Here is a 2769-nt window from a genome sequence, read left to right on the forward strand (position 1 = left end):
GCTATCCGAATCTGTTTTTGTATAATATGCAGATGTGTCATGCATATGTTCTTTTGCTGTGTAAGGCACTCCAAACATAGCACGTATACTATGCCAAGACAAATCATTGTCCGACCAAAACAGAAATAGTAAAAATAATGCACCAATCCCTATAGAAGTAGCAACTCCTTCAAAGCGTTTTTTTAGACGTTGATTCCGTTTCTTTTTACTAATAGTATTAGCTTCCGCATCATTACAGAGACGAATATTCCTCAAAGGAACACGTGCCCCTTCGGCGAACATCTTCTCACCTTTAAACCAATTTTCTTCAAAGAATACGCTAGCGCCGCCTTCACAAGGCAATTGGTATTCCTTGTAGCCAGCCCGGTCACCTACAGAAGCACCACTATCACCATCTACAGCTACAACCTTCTCTAAACCGATTTGATGTAATGTAAAGCCCTTCGGTGCACGCTTACGATAGGATGTTCTAGATACAGTGCACCATTCATTATCATTGTATTCAATGGTGACCCATATTTTATCTGTTCCCTCTACAGCCTCGAGGCCATATTCGTGCCAATAATCACCAGGTGATTTTTGCATTGACGGCTTAGCTTTATAGGCCTGTTCCTGATCTGCTTTTGGAATAATCTCGTTATATTTAATTTTTTCAGTTATTACATAACGACTGCCCTGAACCTCAAGGACATCATAACAATTAAACTCCATACATAACCTCGCTCGAATAGGCAAAATCATATGGATTTCGGCCTATTTCCTCTTCAAAACGGGATTTAATGAAATTAAGCTTTAAAGTAGCCTATCCGCTCATGAATCGTTTCATTTTCAATAATGGAAATGCCATACTGCTGACCTATTGTAGCTTTTACAAGGACATTGGCCACATCAGCCGTCTTTACGGGTTCTTGGCTCATTAATATATGAGCTTTGTTGATAACACCAAATACAGCACAGCTAATGCGTTCTACCAACTTAGGTACCTCTCGAATCAAGGTAGCTGGACGAGCAATAACAATCGCTTCAAAGGGCAACTCTAAAATAACCTCTTCCAATTGTCCTTTCATGGACATATAGAAGAATGGAGACTTTGGATTTGCTCCCAAAGAGGATACTAAACCATATTTTTTCACACCATTTTGAGCTGCAATGCGTGCCATTTCATACTGATACGTATAATCTACGGTCCATTGTGCTTCTTTAGAGCCCGCTTGTTTACGGTTTGTACCCATAGCAGAGAATAAAATATCCCCTGTCACTAAGTGTGCCCATTCACGAGGTTCATCAAAATTAACAATATGAACTGTTACCTTTGGAGATGTATATGTTACTGGACGACGTACAAATACATGAATGTCTTGAATCTCATGATTATCAATTAACGTGTCTACAATATGACGGCCCACTGCACCAGTGGCGCCTAATACTAACGCTTTCATTCTTCACCTTTAAGTCTTACAGACTCTTCCTCAACTATCTCTTTTAAAAGCTTAATCTCTTCTTTTGTTAATGGACGTTCCAATAAATCTGGACGTAACAACCGAGTTCTTTTAAGTGCTTCTTTTTGACGCCAAGTAGCAATATTTTTATGATGACCACTTCTCAATACATCTGGTACAGTCCAGCCTCTAAATTCAGGGGGCTTTGTATATTGAGGGCATTCTAACAGAGGTTCATAAAAAGAATCCTCCTGTGCCCCACTTGCCGCACCTAGTACGCCTGGGATCATGCGCGCTACTGCATCGGCTACAACCATAGCTGGCAACTCGCCACCAGTTAATACATAATCACCAATAGAAATCGTTTCATCTACTAAATGTTCCTCTACACGGTAGTCAACACCTTCATAATGGCCACAAATGAGGACTATTTGATCGTACATAGCTAGTTCACGAGCCTTCTCCTGTGTGAAAGGCTGGCCTGTAGGTCCCATGAAAATAATTCGACGTCGTATACTTTCACTAGGATTACCAATAAGACTCATTTCATCACACATCTCATCGGTAGTATAGGTACTGTTAAGGGTATTGTCATATTGAGCAATAACAGATTCCACCGCCTCAAAAATGGGAGGTGCCATCATGAGCATACCAGCCCCACCACCATACGGTGTATCATCAACTTGACCATGTTTATTGTGACTAAAATCTCGAGGGTTAGTTACACCCATAGACAATCGTTCCGCTTCGATAGCCCGTTTTATGATGGAATGACTAAAAAAGGCATCAAAAAACTCAGGAAATAAAGATACGATATCGATACGCATAGACCGTCCCCTATACTTATTAACTCACATAAACTCATTAGCATTATCTATATATAGCTATATTATATAACTTTTACCATAATATACCTATATGTAGATAAAACAAAACCGCCTAAAGGATTATATCCATTCAGGCGGATCTACGATCATTAAATTATTTTCCACGTCGATGTCCTTAACAACATCTTCAATGGCTGCAAATAATTGATCTGGTTCCCCATCTTTGGAAACCACATAGACATCATTAGCACCCGGTTGTAATACATCAGTCACTGTGCCAAGCACATTGCCTTTTGTATCTTGTACTTCGAGACCAATAATATCAAAGATGTAATAGCGACCTTCTGGCAATTCCACTAAATCTTCACGACGCACTTGAATTTCTTTCTTACCGAATAATTCAGCCGTGTTGCGATCAGGAATTTCCTTAAAGGATGCTAATACGAACTGTTTATGAAATCGTGCGGATGCAACGTGGTATTCTTTACCATCGATGTAACAGG

At 39.9% G+C, this 2769-nt stretch carries 4 protein-coding genes; all 4 read right to left on the reverse strand.

All coding sequences use genetic code 11. From position 1 onward, the window contains the following. The coding region (locus QZ055_RS09040) for a hypothetical protein (protein ID WP_295826374.1) at window positions 1-711 on the reverse strand (711 nt) is incomplete at its 3' end. 74 nt (window positions 712-785) lie between these two features. Then, window positions 786-1439, reverse strand: a complete 654-nt coding sequence (locus tag QZ055_RS09045; protein WP_295826377.1) for an NAD(P)H-binding protein — start codon at window positions 1437-1439, stop codon at window positions 786-788. After that, entirely contained in the window at window positions 1436-2266 is an 831-nt protein-coding gene (gene trmD / locus QZ055_RS09050; RefSeq protein ID WP_227283386.1) for a tRNA (guanosine(37)-N1)-methyltransferase TrmD, read from the reverse strand. Before trmD ends, QZ055_RS09045 begins: the two co-directional genes overlap by 4 nt. A gap of 120 nt (window positions 2267-2386) precedes the next feature. Beyond that, the coding region (gene rimM, locus QZ055_RS09055) for a ribosome maturation factor RimM (protein WP_295826379.1) at window positions 2387-2769 on the reverse strand (383 nt) is incomplete at its 5' end.

It is taken from the genome of uncultured Veillonella sp. (assembly GCF_905209685.1).
Lineage (GTDB): Bacteria > Bacillota > Negativicutes > Veillonellales > Veillonellaceae > Veillonella.